Genomic DNA, 26,121 nt, shown 5'->3' with positions numbered 1-26,121 from the left:
CGTCATGAAGCTCGGCAGCCCGACCTCCCTCTTGCTCAATCTCGGCCATGCGGTCGACCACTGGGTCATCGCGATCTTCCTCTACACGGTGAGCGTGATCGCCGGCGTCTGGGGGACCGACTGGAAGGAGCTGACGCCCTACGCCTTCGGCGCCTCGTTCATGTTCGGCGCGGGCTCGATCGTCTCGGGCAAGCTCGGCGACTCGTGGGGCCGCCGCTCCATGATGATCATCTTCTTCGCCGGCATCGGCGTGTCGTGCCTGCTGATCGCGCTCACCCAGAACAAGTGGCAGATCGGCGCGGCGCTGACGCTGATGGGCGCCTTCGCCTCGATCTATCATCCGGTCGGCATCCCGATGATCGTGCAGGGCGCCGATCGCCCGGGCTTCGTGATCGGCGTCAACGGCCTGGTCGGCAACCTCGGCATCGCCATCGGCGCCGGCCTGTCGGTCTTCCTGGCGACCCGCTACGGCTGGCAGATGGCCTACGTCGTGCCGGGCGTGGTCTGCCTGATCGCCGCAGTGCTGTTCGCGGTGCTGGTGCCGAAGGAGCAGGAGGCCCCGGCCAAGCGCAAGGCCAAGATGCTCGACCTGCCGCCCAACGTCATGGCGCGGGTGTTCTTCATCATGACCTGCGCCGCGGTCACCGGCTCGATCGTCTTCAACTTCACGACCAACTCCAACGGCGAGATGCTGAAGGCGCGCATCGCCGAGCTGGCGGCCAATCCCTGGCTGCTGAGCGTGGTGCTGTTCGGCATCTTCACCGTGGCGTCGCTGATGCAGCTGGTGGTCGGCTCGCTGATCGACCGCTATCCGCTCAAGACCATCTACCTGCCGATCCTGATCGCCCAGGTGCCGCTGTTCGTGCTGGCGGCCTACGCCGAAGGCTGGGCGCTGATCGGCGTGACGACCTTGTTCATGGTCTTCGTGTTCGGCGCCATCCCGTTCACCGATGCGATGATCGTGCGCTACGTCGACGACCGCATGAGGAGTCGCGTGACGGGGATGCGGCTGGCGATCGGCTTCGGCGTCAGCTCGCTGGTCGTGGCGGCGATCGGCCCATCGGTGAAGGCGGCCGGCTTCCCGACGCTGCTGGTGACACTCGCCGGCGTCGCCCTCTGCACCTTCATCGCCATCTCGTTTCTGCCCAGTGAAAAGAGCAGCGAGATGGCGGCGCTGAAGCCGGCGGAGTAAAAGGCCAGCCCTCCCCATTCACATGGGGAGGTGCCCGCGTAATCGCGGGCGGAGGGGTCATGAGCGGCAGGCGTGATGCGGCTCCTGACCCCTCCGTCGGCCATGCGTTTTCGAGCGAAGCTCGAAAAGCGCTCGGACGCCGACACCTCCCCATCTGAATGGGGAGGATTGATTGATGCTCAAGCGTCGTAGCGTGCTGGCGGCGGCCGGCTGGACAATCGTGGGCGCCTCGGCCGTGCGCGCCCAGGCATGGCCCACCCAACAAGTGAAGATCGTGGTGCCCTACATCCCGGGCGGCGCCACCGACACCGCGGGCCGCGTGCTGGCGGAGAAGATGACGGCGCTGCTCGGCCAGCAGGTCATCGTCGAGAACAAGGGCGGCGGCAACACCATCATCGGCATGGACATGGTCGCCAAGTCCAAGCCCGACGGCCACACGCTGCTGCTCGGCACGACGACGCTGGCGACCAATGCCGCGCTCGGCCTCAAGCAGCCCTACGATCCGCTGAAGGACTTCCAGCCGATCTCCACCGTCGCCGACATTCCCGACATCCTCGCGGTCCATCCCTCGATTCCCGTGAAGACGTTGCCCGAGCTGGTCGACTGGCTCGCCAAGCAGCCGGAGAAGACGCGCTACGGCACCTCCGGCGTCGGCAACCAGCCGCACCTGTGGGCCGAGCTCTTGCGCGCGCGGCTCGACATGAAGATGGAGAACGTGGCCTACAAGGGCGTCGCCGACACCTTGCGCGACGTGCTGGCCGGCCACGTGCCGATCATCATCGACGTCGTGCTGCCGACCGGCAACCACGTGGCGGCGGGACGGTTGAACGGCATCTGCGTCGCCTCGCCCGAGCGCTCGACGATCTGCCCGACCGTGCCGACGGTGGGCGAGCTCGGCATGAAGGACATGGAGAGCGCGGTGTTCTACGGCCTGGTCGCGCCGGCCGGCGTGCCGCGGCCGGTGATCGACAGGCTGAACGGGCTGGTGCACGAGGCGATCAAGGATCCCGCGGTCATCAAGAAGTACAGCGACCTCGGCTTCGTCATGACCGGCAGCACGCCCGAGGCCTATCTCGAAAAGCTGAAGTTCGAGACCCAGCGCTGGACCAAGGTGGTCAAAGACAACGGCATCAAGATCGAGGGATAGAATCGGATGATTTGAGTTCGACTGAGAACAGCTCCCCGTTCTGAAGTCTGGCTCGCCGGACAATTTCTTTTTCGGGCCGGTGTAAATTTCCCGCGGGCCGAGCCTCGATTTCCGGGCAAAATGCGCCCGCACCCATCCAGGGCGGCAAATTTTGCGCTCGCGGCGAGTTCATTATGGGCAATGGAACGGTCGATTCGCCTGCGTTTGCCCAAGGATGCGCGCGTTCCATTGCCCATAATAGGTGTTCGACGCGCCCTGATGCAGGATGGCGCGCATGATGATGCGCCACGTTACGACCAGATCCGAAGGGGGCGCCCGCTACCTGCGCGGGGCCGTGCCGGGACCCTGGATAGAGTGTTTTTTCAGGGGCCCCCGGGAGTCGGTGGATTCGTGGACTCCGGGCCGAAAACGCCGATGCCATCGGCATCGAACCGGTCCACACCGGTGTGGACTCTTGCGGACTTTCGTGGCCTCCCGGCGCCCCGGGCGCGAGCGTGCCGGACGGCCGTGGCTAGTGGGGTCCCCCTCGACTTCCCTGTGCAAGGAACGCGATCGCCCGCTCGATCAGCTTGCCGAGGTCGGCGGCGCTCAGCCTGTCGAGATGCGCCAGGACGTAGGGATAGCCGCGATAGTGGTCGGTGACGAAGAAGGTGTCGGGATCGGCCTGCAGCAGGTGATCCCGCGTGGCGTCGCCGACCTTGAGTACCAGCGACCTGCCGTCCTGGTGCAGTCGGACCAGCAGCTTCTTCTCGAGCTTGAAGGCCGGTGTTCCATAGGAGGTGCCTTCCTCGACTCCGGGGAAGGACAGCGCCACCTTGCGGATGGTCGAGAGGGGAAGCTTGCGACCGGCCATGCCGGGGAAGCCTAGGGGAAGGGGAGGAACATGGCGACAGGATCCGCCGTACCGGTGCCGGCATCGCACCTCGACGTGGCACGCGATGCCGAGGCCGCCACGCGTGCGGCCAACGCCGCGCTCGCGGCGAAGCTGCCGTTCGCCGACAAGGATGATTTCGAGGCCGCGCGACGCGGCCTGATCGCGGCGGTGCCCGACGGGGTCGTGCAGACCGGCGGCGGCACGGTTCTGTGGAATCTGGGCGAATACGCCTTTGTCGACGGCGAGCTCGCACCGGCGACGGTCAATCCCAGCCTGTGGCGCATGGCGCGGCTCAACATGGCCAACGGCCTGTTCAAGGTGGCCGAGCGCGTCTGGCAGCTGCGCGGCTTCGACATCTCCAACATGACGGTGCTCGAGGGCGACAGCGGCCTGATCCTGATCGATCCGCTGACCACCGCCGAGGTCTCGCGCGCGGCGCTGGCGCTCTATCGCGCGCATCGGCCGGACAAGCCGGTGGTCGCGGTGATCTACACCCACAGCCACATCGACCATTACGGCGGCGTGCGCGGCGTGGTCGACGAGGCCGATGTGAAGGCGGGCAAGGTGAAGGTGATCGCGCCGGCGGGCTTCATGGAGGCGATTGCCGGTGAGAACGTGCTGGCCGGGCTGCCGATGTCGCGGCGGGCGCAGTTCCAGTTCGGCACCATGCTGCCGCGCGGGGCGCGCGGCCAGGTCGATGCCGGATTGGGCAAGTCGGTGGCGCGCGGCACGCCGGGCCTGATCGCACCGACGATGAGCGTCGAGCAGGCGATCGAGACCCACACCATCGACGGGCTCGAGATCGTCTTCCAGCTCGCGCCCGAGACCGAGGCGCCGGCCGAGATGCACATGTTCTATCCTGAGCTCGGCGTGCTCAACATGGCGGAGAACGCCTGCCCGCTGCTGCACAACTTCATCCCGCTGCGCGGCGCGGTGGCGCGCGATCCGCGCATCTGGGCGAAGTATATCGGCGACGCGATCGCGATGTATGTGCCGCGCACCGAGGTGATGATCGGCCAGCACCACTGGCCGACCTGGGGCCGCGAAGCGGTGCTCGACCGGCTCGAGGCGCAGCGCGACCTCTACAAGCATATCCACGACCAGACCTTGCGCCACATGAACAAGGGCTGGCGGCCGGCGGAGATCGCCGAGGTCGTCGATCTGCCGCCGGGCCTCGCCGAGCGCTGGTCGGTGCGCGGCTACTACGGCAGCGTCAGCCACAACGTGAAGGCGGTCTATCAGCGGTACCTGAGCTGGTACGACGGCAATCCTTGCAATCTCCATCCGCTGCCGCCGGCGCCGGCCGCGAAGAAGTTCGTCGAGTACATGGGCGGCGCCGATGCGGCGATCGCGCGCGCGAGGGCCGACTTCGCCAAGGGCGAGTTCCGCTGGGTCGCCCAGGTGATGAAGGAGGTGGTCTACGCCGAGCCGGACAACCTCTCGGCCCGCGCGCTCTGCGCCGACGCGCTGGAGCAGATGGGCTACCAGGCCGAGTCGGCGACCTGGCGCAATGCCTTCCTCTACGGCGCGATGGAGCTCAGGCACGGCGCGTTCAAGGTGCCGGCGCGCGGGCTGATGTCGGCCGACACCCTGGCGGGGCTCAGCACCGACATCTTCTTCGATTCGATGGCGATCCGGCTCGACCCGGCCAAGGCGGCGGGGCAGGCGATGGTCATCAACTGGCACTTCACCGATCGCGGCGAGAAGCTCGCCCAGACGTTGAAGCACTGCACGCTGACGCATCGCCTGGGCGAGTGGTCGGATGCCGCCGCAGTCTCGATCGCCACCACGCGGGCGACGCTCGACCAGGTCACGCTCGGCCGGACCAAGCTGCCGGACGCGCTCGCGTCGGGCGCGATCCGGGTCGAGGGCGACGTCGCGCGGCTCGCGGCTTTGTTCGACATGCTCGATCAGCCGACAGGCCTCATGTTCGAGATCCTGACGCCCGGCGAAGGGCGTTAGCGCTTGACAGGTGCATGGGCAGTCCGTGTGATGCGCGCAACCAAAAACGAATAACGAAGCCGCGCGGGATCAGGGAGGACAGCATGTCCAAGATGGTGCGTCTGGCGTTCGCGTTTGTTGCGTGCCTTGGCTTGGTGGTCGCTGCCCAGGCTCAGGATAGGAAGATCAAGATCGGCGTGGTCTACGACCTGACCGGCCCGTTCGCGGGCGGCGGCTCGGAGCTGCAGTACACCGGCGCCAAGATCATGATCGACTACTTCATCAAGCAGGGCGGGGTCGAGGGCTATCAGATCGAGCCGATCTACGCCGATGCCCAGAGCAAGCCCGACGTGGCGATCAACGAAGCCGTGCGGCTGGTCGAGCAGGAAAAGGTCGACATGCTGATGGGCTTCTACTCCTCGGCGCAGTGCGTGCCGGCGGCCGCCAAGGTCGAGACGCTGAAGAAATTCATGTGGCTCACCACCTGCATCTCGAGCGCGGTGCTCGACAACCGCCATCTGCACTACGTCTTCCGCCCGCAGGTCAGCGGCAATCTCTACGGCGTCGCCGCGACCGACATGATCGCCGAGTATGCCAAGTCCAAGCTCGGCAAGGAGCCCAAGGACCTGCGCGTGGCGATCGTGCACGAGGACGGCGCCTACGGCGTCGACGTCGCCAAGGGTGACGAGGCCGGCTCCAAGAAGCACGGCTTCAACGTCGTGCTGAAGGAGGGCTACTCGATCACCGCGCCCGACCTGTCGGCGCTGGTGACCAAGCTCAAGCGCGCGCGGCCGGACGTGATCTTCCACACCGGCTACAATCCCGACATCACGCTGCTGCTGCGCCAGGCGCGCGAGCAGGGGCTGAAGGTCCAGGCGATCGTCGGCCAGGGTGCGGGCTACAGCGTCTACGACAAGCTGAAGGAAGGGTTGGGCGACGATTCCAACCATCTCTTCACCATCGACCCGATCTCGATCTGGCTGACCAACCCGAAGAGCCTCGATCCCGCGCTGCCGCCGGTGATCAAGATGGTCGGCGACGCGTTCGATAAGGCCAAGCCCGGCGCGTCGCGCTCGGCGCATGTCGGCATGTCGGCCAGCAACGCCTATCTGTTCTTCACCAGGGTGCTGCCGGTCGCGATCAAGAAGTACGGCGGCATCGACGGCGAGGCGCTGCGCAAGGCCGCGCTCGACGTCGACCTGCCCGAAGGCGGCACGATGCTGGGCTTCGGCGTGAAGTTCGCTGCCGAGACTGACCAGCTTGCCGGCCAGAACATGCGCGCCTTCCCGGTCGTGACGCAGTATGTCGACGGCAAGGCGGTCGTCGTGTGGCCGAAGAGCCAGCAGCAGGCCGAGCCGGTGCTGCCGCTGCCGGCCGGCACGACCTACAGCAACAAGTAGTGCTGGCGGTCGAAGGACTGGTGAAGCGCTTCGGCGGCTTCACCGCTGTGAGCAACGTGTCGTTCAAGGTCGATCAGGGCGAGATCCTCGGCCTGATCGGCCCCAACGGCTCGGGCAAGAGCACGATCTTCAACATGCTCTCGGGGACTTTCGCGCCGAGCGCGGGATCGATCAAGTTCGAGGGCCACGAGCTGAGTGGGCTGGCGCCGCACACCATCATCAACCGCGGCATCGGCCGGACCTTCCAGATCCCGCGGCCCTTTCGTCGCCTCTCGATCTTCGAGAACGCCGCGCTCGCGGGCTATTTCGGCCAGAACCGCCACAGCCGCGCCAAGGCCGAGGCCGCGGCCGAGCGGGCGCTTGCCATGGTCGGGCTGCCGACGGATCGCCATGCGCCGGTCGACGGGCTGGGCGCTGCCGGCCTGAAGAAGCTCGAGCTTGCCAAGGCGCTTGCCACCGAGCCCAAGCTGCTCCTCGCGGACGAGAGCCTGGGCGGCCTCGACGAGACGGAGATGGACCAGGCCGCCGACATGCTGCGCAAGATCCGCGACGAATTGGGCATCACCATCATCTGGGTCGAACACATCATGGGCGTGCTGATGAAGGTCGTGGACCGCGTGATGGTGCTGGACCACGGCGAGAAGATCTCCGAGGGCCTGCCGCACCAGGTGGCGAGCGACCCGCGGGTGATCGAGGTCTATCTCGGCACCGACGCGCAGGCGACGCAGGCCGTCGCCGCGGCACGCGGGAACCGCTGACATGCTGGAGCTCAGGGGCATCGACGCGGGCTACGGGAGCTTCCAGGCGCTGTTCGGCATCAACCTCGAGGTCCGGGCGGGCGAGGCGGTCGGCGTGATCGGCCCCAACGGTGCCGGCAAGACGACCCTGATGCGGGTGATCTCGGGCCTGATCCGGCCGCGCGGCGGGGCACTCACCATGCAGGGCACCAACGTGCTCGCGACGGCGGCGCATCGCATCGTAAGCCTCGGCATCGCCCACGTGCCGGAGAACCGCCGGCTGTTTCCGCGGCTCAGCGTCGAGGACAACCTCAAGATGGGCTGCTTCATGCCCCAGGCGCGGAGAAAGCACGACGAGCGGCTGGAGCTCGTGTTCGGCCTGTTCCCGCGCATGAAGGAGCGGCGACACCAGCTCGCCGGCACCATGTCGGGCGGCGAGCAGCAGATGTGCGCGATCGGCCGCGCGCTGATGAGCGATCCCAAGCTGCTGCTGCTCGACGAGCCGTCGGCCGGCCTGGCGCCGGTGGTGGTGCAGCAGATCTTCGAGCTGGTGAAGCGTATCCGCGAGCGCGGGCTCACGGTGCTGATCGTCGAGCAGAACGTGCAGCAGGTGCTCAAGGTGGTCGACCGCGCCTACCTCCTGGAGGCGGGCACGATCCGCCATTCCGGCAGCTCGGCCGAGATGCTGGAAAGCGACACCATCAAGCAGGCCTATCTCGGGGTGTGACCATGGAAGCCTTCCTCGAGATCTTCGACATCTACCTGCTCGAGGCCGTGATCAACGGCATCCTGCTGGGCGGCGTGCTGGCGCTGCTGGCGCTCGGGCTGAACCTGATCTTCGGCGTCATCGACGTGACCTGGATCTGCTACGCCGAGCTGATCATGATCGGCATGTACGGCATGTACTACCTGTTCAGCGTCTATCACATGCCGTACTGGGTCGCGGCTCCGCTCTGCATCCTGCTGGTGGCGGCGCTCGGCGCGTTGCTGCATTTCCTGGTGATCGAGCCGCTCTTGTCCGCGCCGCCGATCAACCAGCTGCTCGCCACCGGCGGCGTGCTGTTCTTCCTGCAGAGCTTCGCCACCGTCGTCTTCGGCATCGACTTCCGCAATGTCGGCATCAAGCTGCCGATCCTGGCGGTCGGCGAGATGCATTTCAGCTACGCAAGGCTGCTCGCCTTCGTCGCCGCCCTGATCGGCATGGTCGCGGTCTATGTCTTCATGAAGAAGACCTATGTCGGCACCGCGATCCGCGCCATCGCCCAGGACCGCCAGATCATGGTGCTGATGGGCGTCGACACCAAGCGCATCTACCTCATCACCTCGGCGATCGGTGGCGCCCTGGCGGGTCTCGCGGCCTGCCTGCTGGTGCTGATGTACGACGTCCATCCCTTCATCGGCCTGTCGATCGGGCCGGTGACCTTCCTGATCTGCGTGCTGGGCGGGCTGGGCAACTTCGTCGGCGGCTTCGTCGCCTCGTTCCTGTTCGCCGAGATCATCTCGCTCGGCGGCCTGTTCTCCGACCTCGAGTGGGGCTACGTGCTGGCCTTCGGCTTCTTCATCTTGATGATGTTCATCCGGCCCGCCGGCCTGCTGGCGAGGCGCTCATGAGCCTCGGTCGCAATCCCATCGCCTGGCCCATCGCCTGGGCGGTCGCTGCAATTGTGCTCGCGGCCGTGCCGTTCGTGCATCGCGACCCCTATCATCTGCACATCCTGATCCTGATCCTGATCTGGTCGTTCGCCTACACCTCGTGGTCGATGATGGGCCGCTTCGGCCTGACCTCGCTCGGCCATGGCGGCTTCATGGGAGTCGGCGCTTACGTGACGGCGCTGCTGTGGAACCATCTCGGGCTGACGCCGTGGCTCGGCATCCCGATCGCGCTGGTCTGCGCCGCGATCCTGGCGCTGATCGTCGGCTACCCGTGCTTCCGCTTCCGCATCACCGGCCACTACTTCGCGCTGGTGACGCTCGCGCTGTCGGGCATCGTGCTGCAGGTCATCACCGCGACCCGCGACTGGACCGGCGGCTCGCTGGGCTACACGCCCGAGGCGACCAAGGGCAGCCAGCTGCTGGCCATGCAATCGGGCGACAAGGTCGTGTGGTACCTGGGGGCGCTGGTGGTCTGGGCGTTCGGCCTGGTGGTCTGGACCTGGGTCGACCGCAGCATGGCGCGCTCGGCGATGGACGCGATCTCCGAGGACGAGGACGCCGCCGCCGCCGCCGGCGTCAACGTCACCGCCGAGAAGCTCAAGATCACGGTGCTGAGCGCGCTGATGACCGCGCTGGCCGGCGCCGTCTACTGCCAGTACCAGATGTTCATCTCGCCCGACACGGTGAGCGGCATCGGCATCTCGCTGCAGATGGTGTTCGCCGCGGTGGTCGGCGGCCTCTACGTCGCGCTCGGGCCGACGGTCGGCGCGATTATCACCATCCTGCTGGCCGAGATGCTGCGCATCGGCTTCGGCACCAAGGCGGTCGGCTGGGACAACCTGATCTACGGCGCGCTGCTGGTGGCGTTCATCATCTTCCTGCCCAAGGGCATCCTGGGCAGCATCCTCGACCGCCTGAAGCTCAGGCGCGCGCCAGCGCCGACACGCCCAGCGGCTGAGCCCGCCCGCGCACGCTCAGCATCGGCAGCTTCTCCGCCGTGACCTCCTGCGGCAGCGCCACCTGGGCCAGCAAGTCGCCCGACGCCAGCACGTCGCGCCCCATCTCCTTGGCCGCGTCGAGCAGCCGCGCCGCGCTGTTCAGCGTGTCGCCGACATAGGCGATCTCCCGCCGCACGTCGCCGATCTCGCCGGCGACGATCTCGCCGTAGTGCAGGGCGGCGCGGAACTCCGGCACCGCCTTGTAACGAGCGAGGTAATGGTCGCGCCGCTCCTCGATCCGCTCCCGCGCGATGAACGGACAGCGCAGGCAGTCGCCGTCGGCAATCGCGCGGTGCGGCCAGGTCAGGATGACCTCGTCGCCGACATACTTGTGGATCTCCGCGCCGCATTCGAGGGCCGCGTCCGAGACGTCGCGGAAGAAGTCGTTCAGCAGCTCGTGGAACAGGATCGGGCCCAGGCGCTCGGCCAGCCCGGTCGAGTCGCGCATGTCGATCAGCAGGAAGGCCCGCTGCTCGCGGCGCGGCTGCACGTAGCGGCCGGTGAACAGGTTCTTCAGCGTGCCGAAGCCCAGCAGCATGCCGATCTCGAGCACCACGTTGGTCCCCACCGCCATGACGGTCGCGAAGACCAGCGAGGCGCCGAACGTGTCGTCGAACCGCTCGTGGCTCGAGATGTTCAGGACGCGCAGCAGCAGCAGGCCGCCCAGGATCACCACCAGGTAGAAGGCGATCTTCAGGCCGAGATAGGCCAACAGGGGCAGGTGCCGCAGGTGCCGCAGCAGGGCGCGCTGCCCCTTGATCTCGACCAGCATGATCGGCGTGGCGATCACCAGCGAGCCGACGATGCCGATGAGCAGCGACTTCAGCGGCGTTTCCGACCCTTGGCTGTAGCCGAACAGGGCGCTGATCAGCGCGCTGCCGAGACTGAGACGGAAGAAAAGCCGCCAGGCCCGACGGTCGCGTTGCGACTGCATCATGACGTCTGCATACCTTGCTGCCGCTCCCTGGAGATTGACGGTCCGTTCGCGCTACGCATAGCCTTCGCACCATAAATCGTCGTTGAGGGAGAACGCTCATGAAAAGGCTGTTGCTGGCCGCCACTGCGGTGCTGGCGCTCGGGGCGCTGAGCGGCGCATCCCAGAGCCAGGGCAAGAAGACTCTCGCGTTCGTGGTCAACGGTGCGTCCGATTTCTGGAAGGCGGCCGAGGCCGGCGTCAAGAAGGCCCAGACCGAGCTGCCGAACTACAACCTCTCCTTCAAGTATCCCGAGCAGTCCTCGGCGGCGATCCAGACCCGCATCATGGACGATCTGGTCGCGGCGGGCGTCGCCGGCATCCTGGTGAGCCCGGTCGACCCCAAGACCATGGGCGATGCGCTCAATCGGGTCGGCGGCCAGGTGGCGCTGTTCACCACCGACAGCGACGCGCCCAACAGCAAGCGCATCGTCTATATCGGCTCGTCCAACACCGACGCCGGCAAGCAGGCTGGCCAGCTCATGGTCAAGGCGATGCCCAACGGCGGCAAGTGCATGGGCTTCGTCGGCCTGCCGGGCGCCGACAATGCGCGCGAGCGCATCGAGGGCGTCAAGGAGGTCATCAAGGGCACCAAGATCGAGCTGGTCGACGTCCGCGCCGACGACATCGACCAGACCCGCGCCAAGCGCAACGTCGAGGACATGATCTCGGCGCGGCCCGACATCAACTGCATGGTCGGCTTCTATTCGTACAACACGCCGCGCATCTACGAGGCGCTGAAGGACGCCGGCAAGATCGGCAAGGTCACCATCATCGGCTTCGACGAAGATCCGATCACGCTGGGCGGCGTCAAGGAAGGCACCATCGTCGGCACCGTCGTGCAGCAGCCCTACGAATGGGGCTACCAGGGCATGAAGCTGATGGCCAAGTACCTGGAGGGCGACAAGTCCTCCATCCCGGCGAACAAGCTGATCGTCATCCCGACCAAGATCATCGACAAGGGCAACGTCGACGCCTTCTGGGCCGAGTTGAAGGAACGGCAGGGCAGGAAGTAGGGATGGCATTCCTCCCCATTCGAATGGGGAGATGCCCCGAAGGGGCGGAGGGGTCAAAATCGCCTCGATGACCGATGACCCCTCCGGCCTGCGGCCGCCTCCCCATGTGAATGGGGAGGGAAAGAAAGAGGCTCCACTTCTCGAACTGCTCGCCGTCAGCAAGACCTATCCCGGCGTCAAAGCGCTCGACCGCGTCAGCCTCGCGGTCGGGCCCGGCGAGGTGCTGGCGCTGATCGGCGAGAATGGCGCTGGCAAGTCGACCCTGATGAAGATCCTGGGCGGCGTGGTCGAGCCCAGCGAGGGCACGATCCGCATCGACGGCGCCGAGCATGCCTCGCTCACGGTCGCCGCCGCGATGAAGGCGGGTATCGCCTTCGTTCACCAGGAACTGAACCTGTTCGACAATCTCGACGTCGCGGCCAACGTCATGATCGGCCGCGAGCCGGTGAGGGGCCCGGCGCGGCTGATCGATCACCGCGCGCTCGACGACAAGGTGACGCCGCTGCTGCGCCGCCTCGACGTCGATTTCGAGGCCCATACGCCGGTCGCCGACTTGTCGCTGGCGCAGTGCCAGCTCGTCGAGATCGTCAAAGCGCTGTCGCTCGATGCCCGGGTCGTCATCATGGACGAGCCGACCTCGGCGCTGACCGCCTCTGAGACGGCGCGGCTCCTGAAGGTGATCGCGGAGCTCAAGGCCGGCGGCGTCTCGGTGATCTTCATCTCCCACCGTCTCAACGAGGTCGAGCAGTGCGCCGACCGCGTCGTGGTGCTGCGCGACGGCGCCGTGGTCGGCGCCCTACAGCGCGGCGAGATCCGCCACGACGCGATGATCCGCATGATGATCGGGCGCGATCTCAAGTCGCTTTACATCTCGCCGCTGCGCCCGCCCGGCGAGCCGGTGCTCGAGGCAGCCGGTATGCGTACACCGGTGCATCCCGACGAAGCGATCGACCTTGCCCTGCATCGCGGCGAGATCCTCGGCATGGCGGGCCTGGTCGGCGCCGGCCGCACCGAGCTCGCCCGAGTGCTGTTCGGTGTCGACCGCGCTTTGGCGGGCGAGGTGCGACTCGACGGCCAGCGGGTCGCGATCCGCGAGCCGCGCGACGCCATCGACCTCGGCATCTTCCTGGTGCCGGAGGACCGCAAGCGCACCGGTCTGGTGCTCGACGAATCGGTCAACGAGAACATTTCCCTGCCCAACCTCAAGGCCTTCGCGCGCGCGATGCTGGTCCGCCGCGGCGACGAGCGTCGCAACGCTCTGGAGCAGAAGGCGGCGCTCGACATCCGTACGGCCTCGGTCGACACGCTGGTCGGCACCCTGTCGGGCGGCAACCAGCAGAAGGTGGTGCTGGCCAAGTGGCTGTCGATGAAGCCCCGGGTGGTGATCTTCGACGAGCCGACGCGCGGCATCGACGTCGGCTCGAAGGCGGAGATCTACAAGCTGATGCGCGGGCTCGCCGACGGCGGCGTCGCCGTGCTGATGATCTCGAGCGACATGGAGGAGGTGATCGGCGTCAGCGACCGCATCGCCGTCATGCGCGAGGGCCGGATCGCGGGCTTCCTGACCCGCAACGAGTTCAGCGAGGAGAACGTGATGCGGCTGGCCGTCGGGCGGCGCGACATGCAGGCCGCGGAGGCCGTGGCGTCATGATGAAGAAAGAACTCGGCCTGTTCCTGCTGATCCTGGTGGTGGGATGCGTGGTTGCGGTCCTGAACCCGCGCTTCCTGTCGCCGATCAATCTCGGCAACACCGCCAACCTGATCGGTCTGTTCGGCCTGTTCTCGCTGGGCGAGGGCATCGTCATCATCACCGGCGGCATCGAGCTGTCGATCGGCTCGATCTTCGCCCTGCTCGGCGTCATCTTCATCGACCTGCTGGTGACCTATGCGCTGCCGTGGTGGCAGGCGGTGATCATCACCGTGCTTGGCGGCACCGTGCTGGGCGCCATCCATGGTTACCTCGTGACCAAGCTCAAGCTGCAGCCGTTCATCGTCACCCTGTGCGGCCTGCTGATCTATCGCGGCGTTGCGCGCTACTACACCAACGACGGCACCGCGGGCTTCGAGTTCGGCCAGCGCCTGCCGACGCTGGAATGGATCACCACCGGCCGCACCGCCGGGGTGCCGCATTCCTTCATCGTCTTCCTGATCGTGGCGGCGCTGATGGCGGTGGTGCTGCACCGCTCGGTGTTCGGCCGCTATCTGTTCGCGGTCGGCAAGAACGAGGAGGCGGCGCGCTACTCCGGCATCCGCACCAACTGGGTGATCGCCGCGGCCTACATCCTGTGCGGCGCGCTGGCCGGGCTGTCGTCGATCTATCTCGCGATGTACACGCGCTCGATCTCGCCGGCGAGCCACGGCAATTTCTACGAGCTCTACGGCATCGCCGCGGCCGTGCTGGGCGGCTGCTCGCTGCGCGGCGGCGAGGGCTCGATCCTCGGCATCGTGCTGGGCACCATCCTGCTGCAGGTGCTGCAGAACCTGGTCAACCTGCTCGGCATCCCGAGCTCGCTCAACTTCGCGGTGATGGGCACGGTGATCCTGATCGGCGTGCTCGCCGATCAGCAGCTCACGCGGCTCAGGAACCGAAAACGAGCGCGTTAGGTTCTCTGTCGTCCTGAGCGAAGCGAAGGACCTCATCGCCGCTGGCAACCGGCATGAGATCCTTCGCTACGCTCAGGATGACAGACAGGGTGGGGCTCAGATCCGCCGCGCCAGCGCCCGCGCGAAGGTCGCGTGGTCGACATTGCCGCCGGAGCAGATCACGGCGACGGTGCGGCCCTGCACCGGCAGCTTGCCGGTGAGTGCCGCCGCGAGCGCGACCGCGCCGCCCGGCTCGACCACGATCTTGAACTCGCGGAACGCCACCTCCATGGCGTCGAGCACTTCGTCGTCCGTCACCACCAGGCCAGGTCCGAGCACCTGCTGCGCCAGCGGGAAGGTGACGTCGCCCGGCGTCGGCGCCAGCAATGCGTCGCAGATCGAGCCCGAGAGCTTCTCGTTGGTCTCCTTTCTGCCGCTCTTGAGCGATCGCGCGAGATCGTCGAACCCCGCCGGCTCGCCGGCATGCACGGTCGCGTTCGGCATGATGCCTTTCACGCCCAGCGCTACGCCGGTCGACAGGCCGCCGCCGGAGCAGGGCGCGGCGACAGCATCGAGCGTGACGCCCAGCGCCTTGGCCTGCTCGGCCAGCTCCAGCCCTGCCGTGCCCTGGCCGGTCAGGATCCAGGGATGATCGTAGGGCGGCACGACCGTCGCGCCGGTCTTGTTGGCGATGCCCATGCCGATCTCTTCGCGGCTCTCCTTCACGCGGTCGTAGAGCACGACCTCGGCGCCGGAGGCGCGGGTGTTCGCGACCTTCAGCGCCGGCGCATCGGCCGGCATGACGATGGTGGTCTTAACGCCCAGCAGGCGGCCGGCCTCGGCGAGGCCCTGCGCGTGGTTGCCCGACGACCAGCCGACCGCGCCTTTCTTGCGGTCGGCCTCGCTCATCGAAGCGAGGAAGTTGTAGGCGCCGCGGATCTTGAACGAGCCGGTGCGCTGCAGGCACTCGGCCTTGATGAACAGCCGGCCGCCGAGCTGGTCGTTGATCCGCGGGTTCTCGAGCAATGGCGTGCGGATCGCGATGCCGTCGAGGCGGCGCGCGGCGGCTTGGACATCGGCGAAGGTCGGCATGGACATCAGGCAACCCCCAACAGGGCAGGCAGGAACGAAAGGTCTTTGACCTGCGCGGCGAGCTTGCCCGGCAGGTTGTCGTCCGGTGCCGAAGCGCGGTTGACCCAGACGACGTTGAAGCCAAACCGCGCCGCGCCATGCGCGTCCCAGCAGTTCGACGACAGGAAGCAGACCTTGTCGGGCTTCACGCCGCAGCGCGCCTCGACCAGGCGGTAGGTCTTCGGATCGACCTTGAACACGCGGGCGGCGTCGACGCTCAGCACCGCCTCGAAGCGGTCGGCGAGGCCCGAGGCCTTCACCATCGGATCGAGCATCTCGGGATTGCCGTTCGACAGGATGGCGCAGCGCACGCCGGCGCGGCGCAGGCGGTCGAGCGTTGCCGGCACTTCGGGAAACGGGTCGAGCGCCAGGTAGGCATTCATCAGCTTGTCACGCACCGACGGATCGGCGATGCCGTGCGCGGCGAGGCAGTGGTCCAGCGCCTCGCCAGTCACCTGCCAGAACGGCGCGTAGTCGCCCATGCCGTTGCGCAGCCAGGTGTACTGGATCTGCTTCGTCCGCCACATCTCGGACAACGCATCGGCCTTGGGCCCGATCGCAGCGCGATGCCGGGCGACGGCGGAGTTGAAATCGTAGAGCGTGCCGTACGCATCGAACACGCACATTTCGATGTCTTTCATGTGCTAGGCTACTCGCATGTTCGTCGCCATCGTTCAAATCCCCATGGCCAAGCGGCCGCGCGATGCGGCTGTGGATTCAGCGCGCAAGTCGGCGCCGACCTACACGGCGCTGGGCGCCAAGGGCTTGCTGAAGAAGTATTACCTCAACGGCGAGGCCGGCGGCGGCGGGGTTTATCTCTGGGAATCGGAGGCCGCTGCCCGCGCCTGGTACACGCCCGACTGGGAGAAGCGCATGGAAGCGGCCTTCGGTGCCAAGCCCAAGGTCACCTACTACGACAACCACGTCATCGTGGACAACGAAGCCGGTCAGGTGAAGGTCGAGGAGTGATTCATTTTCCTCCCCATTCATATGGGGAGGTGGCGCGGTAACCCGCGACGGAGGGGTCATGAGCCGCACCATGACTGTGGCTCATGACCCCTCCGTCGGCGATTACGCCGCCACCTCCCCATTTGAATGGGGAGGAAAAAGACGGGAGGAAACGACATGCAGAAGCGCAGGTTGGGCCGAACCGGCCTCGAGATCTCGGTGCTGGGCTACGGTGCGGGCGCCGTCGGCGGGCTGATGACCAAGGGCGCCGCGGCCGACCAGGATCGCGCCTTGGCGCGCGCCCTCGAGCTCGGCATCAACTACATCGACACCGCCGCCCTCTACGGCAACGGCGCATCGGAGCGGACGCTCGGGCGCATCTTCAAGGGCCGCAAGCGCGACGACGTCATCCTCGGCACCAAGTTTCGGCTGAAGACGGCCGACCGTTCGCGGGTCTCCGACTACGTGGCCCAGTCGATGGACGAGAGCCTGCAACGCCTCGGTCTCGACTATGTCGATCTTTTCCAACTGCACAATCCATTGGTCGCCAAGGACGCCGACGACCACATGGATGTCGAGATCGCGCTCAACGAAGTCGTGCCGGCGCTGCACAAGCTGCAGAAGGCGGGCAAGACGCGCTTCATCGGCTTCAGCGGCACCGGCGAGCCGGCATCGATCCTGAAGGCGGTCGATTCCAAGGCCTTCGACACCGTGCAGGTCGTCTACAATGCGCTCAATCCCAGCGCTGGCGGGCCGATGCCCAAAGGCGCGCCGGGCCTCGATTACGGCCGGCTGCTCGACCGCGCCAAGGCGGCCGACATGGGCACCATCGTCATCCGCGCGCTGGCGGGTGGCGCACTTGCCGGCACCGAGGCGCGCCATCCGCTCGCCATGCAGCAGGTGGATCCGATCGGCTCGGCGCCGAACTTCGCCGCGGACGTGGCACGGGCCAGGCAGCTCGAGCCGCTGATCAAGGACGGCACGGCCGGGAGCCTGGTCGAACTTGCCCAGCGCTTCGTGATCGCCCATCCCGCGGTGACGACGATGCTGGTCGGCTACTCGACCCTCGATCAGCTCGAGGAAGCGGCGAAGGCGGTGGCGAAGGGTCCGTTGCCGGCAGCCGCGCTAGCGAAGATCGCCGCCTAGGACCGTCCCATGCCGGGTCGCTGCAGGGTGAACGGGCCGTTCAACCGCTCGCGATAGACGCCGACGCCTCCCATGATGATCTGCACATAGTTGCGGGTCTCGCGCAGCGGGATCATCTCGATCCAGTCGACCATGTCGATCTTGCCGGCGCGCGGATCGCCCATCGTGTCGAGCCAGCGCGCGACGCGGCCGGGGCCGGCGTTGTAGGCGGCCAGAGCGAGCTCGTAGGAGCCGCCGAAGCGCTGCAGCATCTGGGCGAGATACTGGCTGCCCAGCGCCACGTTGTATTGCGGGTCGTTGGTCAGCTTGTCCTGCACGAAGGGCAGCGACATCTTGCCGGCGACCTCGCGCGCCGTCGTGGGCAGCAGCTGCATCAGCCCGAGCGCCCCCGAGGAGGAGACGGCGGCGGCGTTGAAGCCGCTCTCCTGCCGCGTCAGCGCCAGCGCCAGCGCCCGCTCGATCGAGCCGGTCGAGCCGAGCTCGACCACCGGGAACGAGGCGTCGAACAGCGTGACGCCGCTTGCGGTTGCCCGCTGCGCGATGGTCAGCGCCACGTCGGGCCGCTTCAGCTCGCTGGCGAGACGGGAGAGCAGCAGGGTTTCTCCCGGCCCGGTCACCAGGCGCGCGAGCCGGAGCAGGAACGGCCGCGTGCGCTCGCTGTCGCCGCTCTGGCCGATGAAGCGCGCCACGGTCACCAGCTCGCGGCCGGCCAGTGCCTGCTCGTCGGCGTTGGTCGCGACCGGATCGCTCGGCATCTGCCGTGAACCGCCCGGCAGCTTGCGGGCGGCGAGCTGGCCGTAGAACGTCTGGCCGAAGGCGGCGGCGCGGGTGAACCATTCCATCGCCTCCTTCTGGCGATGGGCCGCCTCGTGTGTGCGGCCCAGCCAGTAGGCGGCGCGGCTCTTGGAGCTGTCGAACGACACGCCGTCATAGAGCGTCTGGAAATGCTTCTGCGCCTCGGCCGGCTTCTTGAGATGGCGGAGCGCAATCCAGCCGGCGAGGAACTCCGCTTCGGCGAAGGCGACGCCCCGGGTCTGGCCGTGCGGTACGGTGACGGCATAGGCATCGGCGGGATGGCCGGCCGCGAGCATGTCGCGCGCAAGCTGCTGGCGCTCGTTCCACCAGGTGTCGTTCTGGTTGGCCGTGGCCTGCAGCGCGATCGCCTTGGCCTCGCTGAAGTTGCCGGTGCGGCGCAGCCAGGCGAGCTGCTCGAGCTTGATCGTGGGCTCAGCGAGCTTGGCCGCCGGCACGCCGCGCAGCACGGTTGTGGCGTCGGCCGCGCGCGTCGCCATGGCGAGCCGCGCCTCGGCGACCGGCTGGTAGTCCGGCGGCAGCTTGGGCAGCAGCTCGCGCGCGGTGGGGGCGCGGCCCTCGCGCAGGATGCGGTCGAAGCGGGCGATCTGGTCGTCGCCCGACAGATGCTGGCTGTACTTGTTGAGGAACTCGTCCTCGTCGGTCTTCTTGAAGGTGGCGTTGCGCCAGCTCTCACTGGCGAGCTTCGGCACGCTCGACGGGCTCACGCTCTGCGCCGCGGCGAGCCGCTTCATCTGGCCGGCGCTGGTGAGCGGCGGGAAGGCGGTGAAGTAGGCGAAGGCCTGCGGCGACGGCGTCTCGGGGCCGAGGCGGTCCTCGGCCTGGCGGCGCAGGATCTCGGGCTCGGGCCAGTCGGGATACTCGCGCAGGAAGCGCCAGGTCGCGGCGAAGTCGGCATCCTTGCGCGGCGCCACCCGCAGCACGCTCCATTCGACGATCCGGACGAGCAGGGGATTGTTGAAGTTGGCGACCGCGGCGCGGGCATCGGCGAAGCGGTTGTCGTCGACCGCCTTGAAGGCGGCCGCGAGCGCCGCCGCTTCGCCTGGACTGAGCGTCTTGGGCGACGTCAGCGCCTGGGACATCTCGCTGTCGGTCGACGGCGGCACCACGCCGTTGCCGCTGCCGTCGCGGGCAATCGGCAGGGCGGATGCCGGCGGCGGCGAGTCGGCGGCCTGGGGGCGGGGCGCCGGGTTGGCGGGCGGCGTGCGGCGGATGCCCATGTCGGGCTTGCCCTCGCGTAGCTGGTCGCTGCTTTCCCCGCGCAGAATGGTCACGCCGTGCTGTTGCTGCTGGGCTTGGGCCGGGGCCATCAACAGGCCGGCCAAGGTCAGCAATAGGAGGGGGGCATTTTCTTGTTTCACGCTAGGAATCGTAGGCACCTCAACGCGGCATCACAATGGCAAGTTGCTCACCTTGCCGGGGTGGTAGGTGGGGCGTAGATTAGCCGATTGGTGGAAATCGGGAGGAAGCCATGTTCGCCGGATCACTCGTTGCGCTGATCACCCCGTTCAAGAACGGATCGGTCGACGAGAAGGGATTCGAGAAATTCGTCGGCTGGCAGATCAAGGAAGGCACGGACGGCCTGGTCCCCTGCGGCACGACGGGCGAATCGCCGACGCTCTCGATGGAAGAGCACAAGCGGGTGATCGACATCTGCATCGCCGCCGCCAAGGGTACCGGCGTGCCGGTGATCGCCGGCACCGGCTCGAACTCGACGGCCGAGGCGATCGAGCTCACCCAGCACGCCAAGAAGGCCGGCGCCGATGCCGCCATGCTGGTCGTGCCCTATTACAACAAGCCGACCCAGGAAGGCCTGTTCCAGCACTTCAAGGCGGTGGCCGAGGCGGTCGACATCCCGATCCTCCTGTACAACGTGCCGCCGCGCACCGGCGGCGACATGCAGGTCGAGACCGTGATCCGGCTGTCGCAGGTCAAGGGCATCGTCGGCATCAAGGATGCGAGCTACGACATGGCGCGCCCGACCCTCACCAAGCTGCGCGCCAAGAAAGGTTTCGTGCAGCTCTCGGGCGAGGATGCGAGCGCGGTGGGCTTCCTGGCCCAGGGCGGCGACGGCTGCATCTCGGTGACCGCCAACGTGGCGCCGCGCCTGTGCGCCGAGATGCACGACGCCTGGAAGGCGCGCAATCTCGACAAGGTGTTCGAGATCCAGGACCGGCTGATGCCGATGCACAAGGCGATGTTCTGCGAGACCAGCCCCGGCCCGGTGAAGTTCGGCGCCGAGCTGATCGGCCAGTGCAGCGCCGAGATGCGCTTGCCGATGGTGCCGATCGCCGAGAGCAGCAAGAAGGCCGTGCGCGAGGCGATGGTCCACGCAGGCCTCATCAACTAGACGAGTTTTACATTGGCGAAGAAACCGGAGCTGGGCCGCACGGTGGTGGCCCAGAACCGCAAGGCGCGGCACAACTACTTCATCGAGGAGACGATGGAAGCGGGCCTGTCCCTGACGGGCACCGAAGTGAAGTCGCTGCGTGGCGGCAGGAGCTCGATCGCGGAGGCTTATGTCACCGAGGAGGGCGGCGAGGCCTGGATGGTCAATTCCGACATCCCGGAATACGCCTCGGGCAACCGCTTCAACCACGAGCGCAAGCGGCCGCGCAAATTGCTGCTGCACAAGCGGCAGATCAACGTGCTGATCGGCGCCATCCAGCGCGAGGGCCGCACCGTGGTGCCGCTCGAGGTCTATTTCAACGAGAAGGGCCGCGCCAAGGTGCAGATCGCGCTGGCCACCGGCAAGCAGGCGCACGACAAGCGCCAGTCGATCAAGGAGCGCGACTGGAAGCGCCAGCGTGCCCGCCTGCTGGCGCGGCGATGAGCACCGTCCTGATCACCGGCGCCGCGCGCGGGCTGGGTCTGGAATTCACCAGGCTGTACGCCGCCGGCGACTGGAAGGTGATGGCTTGCGCGCGCACGCCGGACGGGCTGAAAGGCGTCGAGGGCGACGTGCAGCACCACGCACTGGAGGTCACCGACTACAAGGCGATGAAAGCGCTGGCACGGAAGCTCGACGGTGAGGCGATCGATGTCCTGATCTGCAATGCCGGGATCGGCGGCAGCCGCGGTTCGCCCGGGCAGGATCTCGGCGGCTTCGATCCGGGCGAGTGGCGCCGCATCTTCGAGGTGAACACGCTGGCGCCGTTGATGATGGCCGAGGCCTTCGTCGAGCATGTCGCGCGCTCCAAGGAGCGCAAGATGGTCGCTATCACCAGCGTCCTGGGCAGCCTCGCTAGCAACAACGGCGGCCGCTACTTCTACCGCGCCAGCAAGACGGCGCTGAACATGGAATGGAATTGCCTGGCCAGGGACCTCGGCAGCCGCGGCATCACGTGCGTCGCCCTGCATCCCGGCTGGGTGCAGACCGACATGGGCGGCGGCACAGCGCCGCTCACGATCGACCAGAGCGTGCCGGCGATGGTGAAGACCATCGCGGGCTTCAAGCCGTCGGACAACGGCCGCTATCTCCAGTACGACGGCACCGAACTTCCCTGGTAACACCATGCTGCTCAGCGAAGAACAGACTTTGATCCGCGACACCGCCCGCGCCTTCGCGCGCGAGCAGGTGCTGCCGCATGTCCGCGCCTGGGAAGCCGCCGGCGAGATCCCGCGTCCGCTGCTCGCCGAGATGGGCAAGCTCGGTTTCCTGGGCATGACGGTGCCGGCGGAGTGGGGCGGCGCCGGCGCCGACATGGTGTCCTACGTGCTGGCGCTGGAGGAGATCGCGGCGGCCGATGGCGGTCTGTCGACGATGATGAGCGTCAACAACTCACCCGACTGCGCGGCGCTGCTGACCTACGGCTCGACCGAGCAGAAGGAGAAGTGGCTGAAGCCGCTGGCCCGGGGCGAGATCCTCGGCGCCTTCTGCCTCACCGAGCCGCATGCGGGTTCGGATGCGTCCAATCTCAAGACGCGGGCGGCCCGCAAGGGCAACGGCTGGGTGCTGAACGGCGTCAAGCAGTTCATCACCTCGGGCCGCACGGCCGATATGGCGCTGGTCTTCGCCGTGACCGATCCCGGCTCGTCCAAGCGAGGCATCTCCTGCTTCATCGTGCCGACCAGGACCCCCGGCTACCGTGTCGCATCGGTCGAGAAGAAATTGGGCCAGAAGTCGTCCGACACCTGTCAGATCGCCTTCGAGGGCTGCCAGGTCGGCGCCGACGCGCTGCTGGGCGAGGAGGGCGACGGCTACCGGGTGGCGCTGGCCAATCTCTCGGTCGGGCGCATCGGAATTGCTGCCCAGGCCGTGGGAATGGCCCGTGCGGCTTTCGAACTGGCCCGGGCCTATGCCGGCGAGCGGGAGGCCTTCGGGACCAAGATCATCAACCACCAGGCGGTGCAGTTCCGGCTGGCCGACATGGCCACGAAGGTGACCGTGGCGCGGCAGATGGTCCTGCATGCCGCCAGCCTGAAGGACGCCGGCCAGCCCTGCCTCACGGAGGCCGCAATGGCCAAACTATATGCCTCCGAGATGGCTGAGGAAGTGTGCTCGGCCGCGATCCAGATCCATGGCGGGTACGGCTACGTCGCCGACTGCCTGGCGGAGAAGATCTGGCGCGACGTGCGGGTGTGTCAGATCTACGAGGGCACCAGCGACGTGCAACGTCTTCTGATCGGCCGGGGCCTTGCGGCGTTGTGATGCCTGCCTGTCGCTTGTCGCGGGGCCTGTAATTGTGCAAGAGTCACCCTCTATGAAGTGGGCCGCCCGTGCGGCTCCAGAAGGCAGGGGAGCCTGGGCGGCGGATGGAACACCGTGCGCCGTAAATTTGGGGTGATTGGGGTCCTCGCTGCGGTGCTCGGCACGGCGGCGGGTACAGCCGCGGCCGGGGAGCCCGACGCTCCCGGCGCCCGGGTCATCCAGATGCAGACCGCCTTCAATCCGGGCCTGCCCGGCGCCGGCGAGGGCGTGCGCTCCTTCACCAAGACGCTGAAGCACATGTCGGCGGGGGCGCTGACGGTCAAAATCGTCGAGCCCGGCCGCATCGCGCCAACGAAAGATATGCTGGACGCAATAGTCGCCGGCGACCTGGAGGCCGCCTTCACCTGGGCGGGCTATGCCGCTCCCAAAGCGCCGGTGTTCAGCCTGTTCGGCACGGTGCCGTTCGGCCCGGGGCCGAGCGTCATGACGTCCTGGCTGCTCGACGGCAGCGGCGGCAAGTTCCATCACGACGCCTACGACCGGCTGGGCGTCACCGGCATCCCGTGCGGCGTGCAAGGTTCCAAGGGCGGCGGCTGGTTCCGCGCCGACCTCAACACGCCGGAGGACTTCAAGGGCGTGAAGTTGCGCTACGGCAAGCTCGCCGGCGATGTGCTCGCCCGCATGGGCGCCACGCTGGAGCCGGTGCCGGCAGGCGAGTTCTTCTACAAGCTGCAGCAGGGCAAGGTGGATGGCGGCGAGATGTCGACCCCGGCCATGGACGCGGCCCTCGGCTTCGACAAGCTCGGCCTGCCGTACTACATGCCGGGCTGGCAGCAGCCCTCGGCGGTGATCGACTTCCTGATGCGCAAGGACAAGTGGGCGGCTCTGCCGGCCGCACAGCGCGCGCAGATCGAAACCGCCTGCCGCGCCAACATCGCGCTGATGCTGAGCCGCTCGCCGCACACCCAGTCGCTGGCGCTGGAGAAACTGCGCGCCGCGGGCGTCACCATCAAGCAGTGGTCGCCGGCAATCCTCGACGCCTTCCGCAGGAACGCCGAGGCGGTGCTCAAGGAGCGCGCCGAGATGGACGCCGAGTTCGCCGCTGCCTGGGTCGACCTGAGGAAGTTCATGGCGCAGGGCATGGACTGGCGGACAATGTCGCGTCTGCCGTAACGGGATACCTCATCCTGAGGAGCTCGCGTACAGACAAGTTTTTGATCCCACCCTTCGAGACGCGGCCCTGCGGGCCGCTCCTCAGGGTGAGGTGCACTTGAACCGGCGGCGTGGTCCGGGCAGTTTGGCCGGGACATGACAGTCCTCGCTTCGCAGATCGATACCCGTTCCGACACCTTCAAGCGCAACGCCGAGGCGATGCGCGGGCTGGTCGCCGACCTCAAGACGCGCACCGACCAAGTGCGGCTGGGCGGCGGCAAGGACTCGCGCAAGCGCCACGTCTCGCGCGGCAAGCTGTTGCCGCGCGAGCGGGTCAGGGCGCTGCTCGATCCAGGCTCGCCGTTCCTCGAGCTGTCGCCGCTTGCCGCCATGGACATGTACGACAACGAGGCGCCGGGCTCGGGCGTGATCACCGGCGTCGGCCGGGTGAGCGGCGTCGAGTGCGTGATCGTGTGCAACGACGCCACGGTGAAGGGCGGCACCTACTATCCGATGACGGTGAAGAAGCATCTCCGGGCGCAGGAAGTCGCGATGGAGAACCGGCTGCCATGCATCTACCTCGTGGACTCCGGCGGCGCCAACCTGCCGCAATGGCCTGAGGTCTTCCCCGACAAGACCCACTTCGGCCGCATCTTCTACAACCAGGCCAACATGTCGGCGCAAGGCATTCCGCAGATCGCCTGCGTTATGGGCTCGTGCACGGCGGGCGGCGCCTACGTGCCGGCGATGAGCGACGAGACCATCATCGTGCGCAAGCAGGGCACGATCTTCCTCGGTGGCCCGCCGCTGGTGAAGGCGGCGATCGGCGAGATCGTGAGCGCCGAGGACCTGGGCGGCGCCGACGTGCATGCCCGCACGTCGGGGGTCGCCGACCACTACGCGCACAACGACAGCCATGCGCTGGGCATGGTCAGGCGCATCGTCGCCAACCTCAACTGGAAGAAGCAGCCGTCGCTCGCGCTGCTGCCGCCGGTCGAGCCGCGCTACGCCGCCGAGGAGCTGTACGGCGTGATCCCGACCGACGGCCGCACGCCCTACGACATCCGCGAGGTGATCGCGCGCCTGGTCGACAACAGCGAGCTCGACGAGTTCAAGCACCTCTACGGCACGACGCTGGTCACCGGCTTCGCCCGCATCTGGGGCCATCCGATCGGCATCGTCGGCAACAACGGCATCCTGTTCAACGAATCGGCGCTCAAGGCCGCGCACTTCATCGAGCTGTGCGGCCAGCGCGGCATTCCGCTCTTGTTCCTGCAGAACATCACGGGCTTCATGGTCGGCCGCAAGTACGAGGCGGGCGGCATCGCGCGCGACGGCGCCAAGATGGTGACCGCGGTTTCGACCGTCGGCGTGCCGAAGTTCACGGTGATCGTCGGCGGCAGCTACGGCGCCGGCAACTACGGCATGTGCGGCCGCGCCTACAGCCCGCGCTTCCTGTGGATGTGGCCGTCGGCGCGTATTTCGGTGATGGGCGGCGAGCAGGCGGCGTCGGTGCTGGCGACCGTGCGGCGCGACAACATCGAGGCCAAGGGCGGGCAGTGGTCGAAGGAGGAAGAGGCCGCTTTCAAGCAGCCGATCCTCGACCAGTACGAGCGCGAGGGCCATCCCTACTACGCTACGGCGCGGCTGTGGGACGACGGCATCCTCGATCCGGTCGACACGCGCATGGCGCTGGCGCTCGGCCTGTCGGCGGCGATGAACCAGCCGATCGGCCCGACCAGGTTCGGCGTGTTCCGGATGTGAGG

The 26,121-nt window shown here is 67.3% G+C and carries 24 protein-coding genes; 19 read left to right on the top strand and 5 right to left on the bottom strand.

Annotated elements, in window-relative coordinates:
- Positions 1-4 precede the first annotated feature (4 nt).
- A complete protein-coding gene (locus J0J01_RS00465) occupies positions 5-1,192 on the top strand; it encodes an MFS transporter (protein WP_296378122.1) in 1,188 nt (395 codons plus the stop codon).
- Between the two features lie 175 nt (positions 1,193-1,367).
- Positions 1,368-2,339, top strand: a complete 972-nt coding sequence (locus J0J01_RS00460; RefSeq protein ID WP_296378121.1) for a tripartite tricarboxylate transporter substrate binding protein — start codon at positions 1,368-1,370, stop codon at positions 2,337-2,339.
- Between the two features lie 511 nt (positions 2,340-2,850).
- On the opposite strand, the gene J0J01_RS00455 is transcribed toward J0J01_RS00460, so the two are convergent.
- The gene (locus tag J0J01_RS00455; protein WP_296378120.1) at positions 2,851-3,192 is read right to left on the bottom strand and encodes an MmcQ/YjbR family DNA-binding protein; all 342 of its coding nucleotides are present in this window, start codon (positions 3,190-3,192) and stop codon (positions 2,851-2,853) included.
- 30 nt (positions 3,193-3,222) lie between these two features.
- Here J0J01_RS00455 and J0J01_RS00450 point away from each other — a divergent pair, with 30 nt between their 5' ends.
- From J0J01_RS00450 to J0J01_RS00425, 6 genes are all read left to right on the top strand, one after another.
- Positions 3,223-5,175, top strand: coding sequence for an alkyl sulfatase dimerization domain-containing protein (locus J0J01_RS00450; protein WP_296378119.1), 1,953 nt, complete (start codon positions 3,223-3,225; stop codon positions 5,173-5,175).
- Positions 5,176-5,258: 83 nt separating this feature from the next.
- Positions 5,259-6,554, top strand: coding sequence for an ABC transporter substrate-binding protein (locus J0J01_RS00445; protein WP_296378118.1), 1,296 nt, complete (start codon positions 5,259-5,261; stop codon positions 6,552-6,554).
- Positions 6,554-7,312, top strand: a complete 759-nt coding sequence (locus J0J01_RS00440; RefSeq protein WP_296378117.1) for an ABC transporter ATP-binding protein — start codon at positions 6,554-6,556, stop codon at positions 7,310-7,312. Before J0J01_RS00445 ends, J0J01_RS00440 begins: the two co-directional genes overlap by 1 nt.
- 1 nt (position 7,313) lies before the next feature.
- Positions 7,314-8,018 (top strand): ABC transporter ATP-binding protein, encoded by a 705-nt coding sequence (locus J0J01_RS00435; RefSeq protein ID WP_296378116.1) that lies wholly within the window; start codon positions 7,314-7,316, stop codon positions 8,016-8,018.
- Between the two features lie 2 nt (positions 8,019-8,020).
- Positions 8,021-8,902 (top strand): branched-chain amino acid ABC transporter permease, encoded by an 882-nt coding sequence (locus J0J01_RS00430; RefSeq protein WP_296378115.1) that lies wholly within the window; start codon positions 8,021-8,023, stop codon positions 8,900-8,902.
- Complete coding sequence (locus tag J0J01_RS00425; protein WP_296378114.1) at positions 8,899-9,945, top strand: branched-chain amino acid ABC transporter permease; 1,047 nt, start codon at positions 8,899-8,901, stop codon at positions 9,943-9,945. The genes J0J01_RS00430 and J0J01_RS00425 overlap by 4 nt, the downstream gene beginning before the upstream one ends.
- On the opposite strand, the gene J0J01_RS00420 is transcribed toward J0J01_RS00425, so the two are convergent.
- Positions 9,866-10,879 carry an adenylate/guanylate cyclase domain-containing protein gene (locus J0J01_RS00420; RefSeq protein WP_296378113.1) on the bottom strand — a complete coding sequence of 338 codons (1,014 nt, stop codon included), beginning with the start codon at positions 10,877-10,879 and terminating at the stop codon, positions 9,866-9,868. The two genes, J0J01_RS00425 and J0J01_RS00420, sit on opposite strands and share 80 nt — an antisense overlap.
- A 98-nt stretch (positions 10,880-10,977) precedes the next feature.
- On the opposite strand from J0J01_RS00420, the gene J0J01_RS00415 reads away from it, so the two are divergent.
- The 3 genes from J0J01_RS00415 to J0J01_RS00405 all read left to right on the top strand — a co-directional run bounded on the left by J0J01_RS00415 (position 10,978) and on the right by J0J01_RS00405 (position 14,535).
- Complete coding sequence (locus J0J01_RS00415; protein ID WP_296378112.1) at positions 10,978-11,931, top strand: sugar-binding protein; 954 nt, start codon at positions 10,978-10,980, stop codon at positions 11,929-11,931.
- 67 nt (positions 11,932-11,998) lie between these two features.
- A complete protein-coding gene (locus J0J01_RS00410) occupies positions 11,999-13,582 on the top strand; it encodes a sugar ABC transporter ATP-binding protein (RefSeq protein ID WP_296378111.1) in 1,584 nt (527 codons plus the stop codon).
- Complete coding sequence (locus J0J01_RS00405) at positions 13,579-14,535, top strand: ABC transporter permease (RefSeq protein WP_296378110.1); 957 nt, start codon at positions 13,579-13,581, stop codon at positions 14,533-14,535. The genes J0J01_RS00410 and J0J01_RS00405 overlap by 4 nt, the downstream gene beginning before the upstream one ends.
- A gap of 96 nt (positions 14,536-14,631) precedes the next feature.
- Here J0J01_RS00405 and J0J01_RS00400 read toward each other — a convergent pair whose 3' ends face one another.
- Together J0J01_RS00400 and J0J01_RS00395 are read right to left on the bottom strand one after the other, a co-directional pair.
- Positions 14,632-15,612, bottom strand: coding sequence for a threonine/serine dehydratase (locus tag J0J01_RS00400; RefSeq protein ID WP_296378109.1), 981 nt, complete (start codon positions 15,610-15,612; stop codon positions 14,632-14,634).
- Positions 15,612-16,286: a haloacid dehalogenase type II gene (locus tag J0J01_RS00395; RefSeq protein ID WP_296378108.1), complete on the bottom strand. Its 675-nt coding sequence runs from the start codon at positions 16,284-16,286 to the stop codon at positions 15,612-15,614. The genes J0J01_RS00400 and J0J01_RS00395 overlap by 1 nt, the downstream gene beginning before the upstream one ends.
- 16 nt (positions 16,287-16,302) lie before the next feature.
- Here J0J01_RS00395 and J0J01_RS00390 point away from each other — a divergent pair, with 16 nt between their 5' ends.
- Entirely contained in the window at positions 16,303-16,614 is a 312-nt protein-coding gene (locus tag J0J01_RS00390; protein WP_296378107.1) for a monooxygenase, read from the top strand.
- 156 nt (positions 16,615-16,770) lie between these two features.
- On the top strand, positions 16,771-17,739 hold the full coding sequence (locus tag J0J01_RS00385; protein WP_296378106.1) for an aldo/keto reductase: 969 nt from the start codon (positions 16,771-16,773) through the stop codon (positions 17,737-17,739).
- On the opposite strand, the gene J0J01_RS00380 is transcribed toward J0J01_RS00385, so the two are convergent.
- On the bottom strand, positions 17,736-19,862 hold the full coding sequence (locus J0J01_RS00380; RefSeq protein ID WP_296378105.1) for a lytic transglycosylase domain-containing protein: 2,127 nt from the start codon (positions 19,860-19,862) through the stop codon (positions 17,736-17,738). The two genes, J0J01_RS00385 and J0J01_RS00380, sit on opposite strands and share 4 nt — an antisense overlap.
- Positions 19,863-20,023: 161 nt before the next feature.
- Here J0J01_RS00380 and dapA point away from each other — a divergent pair, with 161 nt between their 5' ends.
- The 6 genes from dapA to J0J01_RS00350 all read left to right on the top strand — a co-directional run bounded on the left by dapA (position 20,024) and on the right by J0J01_RS00350 (position 26,119).
- Entirely contained in the window at positions 20,024-20,902 is an 879-nt protein-coding gene (gene dapA / locus J0J01_RS00375) for a 4-hydroxy-tetrahydrodipicolinate synthase (RefSeq protein WP_296378104.1), read from the top strand.
- Between the two features lie 12 nt (positions 20,903-20,914).
- Positions 20,915-21,385, top strand: coding sequence for an SsrA-binding protein SmpB (smpB, locus tag J0J01_RS00370; protein ID WP_296378103.1), 471 nt, complete (start codon positions 20,915-20,917; stop codon positions 21,383-21,385).
- Complete coding sequence (locus J0J01_RS00365) at positions 21,382-22,062, top strand: SDR family oxidoreductase (protein WP_296378102.1); 681 nt, start codon at positions 21,382-21,384, stop codon at positions 22,060-22,062. The genes smpB and J0J01_RS00365 overlap by 4 nt, the downstream gene beginning before the upstream one ends.
- Before the next feature lie 4 nt (positions 22,063-22,066).
- Positions 22,067-23,203 (top strand): acyl-CoA dehydrogenase family protein, encoded by a 1,137-nt coding sequence (locus J0J01_RS00360; protein WP_296378101.1) that lies wholly within the window; start codon positions 22,067-22,069, stop codon positions 23,201-23,203.
- A 132-nt stretch (positions 23,204-23,335) separates the two neighbouring features.
- A complete protein-coding gene (gene dctP / locus J0J01_RS00355) occupies positions 23,336-24,376 on the top strand; it encodes a TRAP transporter substrate-binding protein DctP (protein WP_296378100.1) in 1,041 nt (346 codons plus the stop codon).
- A 135-nt stretch (positions 24,377-24,511) separates the two neighbouring features.
- Positions 24,512-26,119 (top strand): carboxyl transferase domain-containing protein, encoded by a 1,608-nt coding sequence (locus tag J0J01_RS00350; RefSeq protein ID WP_296378099.1) that lies wholly within the window; start codon positions 24,512-24,514, stop codon positions 26,117-26,119.
- Positions 26,120-26,121: the final 2 nt, after the last annotated feature.

The sequence above is a fragment of the Reyranella sp. genome, from assembly GCF_017305915.1.
GTDB lineage: Bacteria > Pseudomonadota > Alphaproteobacteria > Reyranellales > Reyranellaceae > Reyranella.
Note: the sequence above shows the minus strand (reverse complement) of the source record. Positions and strands in the feature narration are given on the sequence as shown.